We start from the raw sequence: 2,538 nt of genomic DNA on the forward strand, positions 1-2,538 counted from the left end.
GACGTGACGTGGCAGATGTCGGGCGAGGTGGTGCTGATGACGCTCTTGGGCGGCATGGGCACGCTGTTCGGGCCGGTGGTGGGTGCGGGACTGGTGGTGACGCTGGAAAGCTACCTCGCCTCCACCAGCCTGCCGGTGCCGGTGGTGATCGGCTGCATCTTCGTCGTCTGCGTTCTGCTCTTCCGCCGCGGCATCGTCGGCGAGCTGATGCACCGGCTTCCCGGAAAGGGGAATCGCTGATGTCCCGCCTCAATGGTAGGCGCCTGCTGCTGCGCCACAGGATTCCCGGCGCGCTGGTGGGCGCCGCGGTGGTCACTGCGATCCTGCTCGGCGGCTTCGCCTACTCCGCGGCATCGAGCCGCCTGCGCGCGGCGGCCGGCCAAAAGCTGGTGGCGCTGGCCGATGCCCGCGCCGCCAGCGTGCGGTCCTACATCGACGGTCTGGAGGGCGACGTCGTGCTGACCGCCAACACGCGGTCCATGCGCGATGCGGCGGTGGCCCTCGTCAACGGTTGGCGGATCGAAGCCGACCGTGGCGATCCCACCGCCCTGCTGCGCAAACGCTATGTCGACGACAATCCCTATCCGGCGGTCGAGCGCTACAAGCTGGAGAAATCGGCCGACAACGCCATGTACGACACGGCGCATCTGCGCCTGCATGGCTGGATGAGCGATCTGATGCAGCGGCGCGGCCTGGCCGATGTGCTGCTGGTGGCGCCGGACGGCACCGTCCTTTACAGCGCAGCCAAGGGCGACGATTTTGCCAAGCCGGTCGCCGAAGGCCCGCTGCGTCGTCTCGTGGATGGCATCACGGCGGGCACGATGGCCGGTGAGGCGATGATCGCCGACTTCTCGCCCTATGCCGCCGGCAAAGCCGCCTCCGCCTTCCTGGCGGCGCCGGTCGCCCTTCGGTTCCCGGATGGTCGCCAACAGATTCTGGCGACGCTGGTTTTCAGGATCGAAGCGGGCGGGCTCGACCGCATCATGCTGGCGAGCGACGGCATGGGAGAAACCGGAGACACCTTCCTGGTCGGTGAGGATGGTCGTCTGCGCAGCACGCCGCGTTTCTCCGGCGGGCAGGGCATATTGGCGCCTTATGACAGCCCCGTCGTCGCGGCGGCAAAGGCCGACCCCGATCATATCGGCGTCATGGAGGCCACCCGCTTCGGCGGCAGCTCTCCGGCGCTCGCCGCCTATCGGCCGGTGAGCCATGACGGACTGCATTGGCTGGTGCTGGCCGAGGCGTCGGTCGACGAAATCCTGGCTCCTGTCCGCGCCATGCGCAACCAGATGATCGGGGTGGGCGCCGCCCTGCTCCTGGTCGTCAGCCTCGCCGGAATCCTGCTGGCCCGCGGCATCGTCCGGCCGTTGACGGCCATGTGCGTGGCAATGCAGCGCCTCGCCGAGGGCGATCGCCAGTTGGAGATCCCCGCCACCGAAAGGGGCGACGAGATCGGGCGAATGGCCGGCGCTATGCAGGTCTTCAAGGAGGCGCTGATCCGTGCTGACGCGCTCCATGCCGAACAGGAGCGCGTCCGTGCCCTGCGCGACGAGCGGGCGCAGGAACTGGAACGGATGACGGCGGATTTCGACCAGCGTGTCGGCGGCATCGTCCGGGCGGTGACCGCGGCGGCCGAGGGGCTGGAGGCGACGGCACGCTCGATGAGCATCGGTGCCGACCGCACGCTGAGTGAGGCGACCGGCGTCACCGCCGCGGCCGACGAGACCGCAGCCAGCGTCGGCACAGTGGCGTCGGCGGCCAACCAGCTGAGCGCCTCGATCACCGATATCAGCCGCTATATCGATGAATCCGGCCGCATCACTCAGGCGGCCGTCGGAGCGACGGCCGAGGCCGGGGAGACCATGCGGGTGGTGGTGGAGACGGCCGGCCGCATCGGCGCGGTGGTCCAACTGATCCACGACATCGCGGCCCAGACGAACCTGCTGGCGCTGAACGCCACCATCGAGGCGGCACGGGCGGGCGAGGCCGGCAAGGGCTTCGCCGTCGTCGCCGGCGAAGTGAAGCATCTGGCGGCGCAGACCGCCAGGGCGACCGACGAGATCGGCAGCCAGATCGCGACCATGCAGTCGGTGACAGACGGTGCCGCCGCCGCCATCGGCCAGATCGTCGCGGTGATCCAGGACATGGGCCGCATCTCCGGCATCGTCGCCGAAGCGGTGGAGGAACAGGAAACGGCGACCGCGGAGATCGCCACCAATGCCGCCCAGGTCGCCAAGGCCACCCAATCCGTCACCACCATCATCGACAGCGTCGCGCGGTCGGCCGACACCACCAAGACCGCGGCGGGGGACGTGCTGAGCGCCTCCAACGATCTCGCGCGGCAGGCGGGGGACCTCCATCAGGAGATCAACCGCTTCCTTGCCGACATCAGAGCCGCATAAGGATGCAAATCATGAAGATCCTCGTCCCCGTGAAGCGGGTCGTCGACTACAACGTGAAGGTCCGCGTCAAGGCGGATGGCAGCGGCGTCGAGACCGCCAACGTGAAGATGAGCATGAACCCCTTCGACGAGATCGC

Annotated in this window: 1 protein-coding gene and 2 pseudogenes; all 3 read left to right on the forward strand. The window is 68.5% G+C overall.

Going from position 1 to position 2,538, the window contains the following annotated elements; all coding sequences use genetic code 11:
• Window positions 1-240 (forward strand): annotated as a pseudogene (locus tag TSO5_RS26900) (branched-chain amino acid ABC transporter permease); the annotation flags it as partial.
• A complete protein-coding gene (locus TSO5_RS26905; RefSeq protein WP_109154501.1) occupies window positions 240-2,402 on the forward strand; it encodes a methyl-accepting chemotaxis protein in 2,163 nt (720 codons plus the stop codon). The pseudogene TSO5_RS26900 and the gene TSO5_RS26905, both read left to right, overlap by 1 nt.
• A gap of 11 nt (window positions 2,403-2,413) precedes the next feature.
• A pseudogene (locus TSO5_RS26910) lies at window positions 2,414-2,538 on the forward strand (electron transfer flavoprotein subunit beta/FixA family protein); the annotation flags it as partial.

Origin of the sequence: Azospirillum sp. TSO5 (assembly GCF_003116065.1) — a bacterium.
Lineage (GTDB): Bacteria > Pseudomonadota > Alphaproteobacteria > Azospirillales > Azospirillaceae > Azospirillum.

Excerpts from the sequence above, each read along its gene's own strand:
- TSO5_RS26905 (WP_109154501.1), top strand. The coding sequence starts at position 240 with ATGTCCCGCCTCAATGGTAGGCGCCTGCTGCTGCGCCACAGGATTCCC.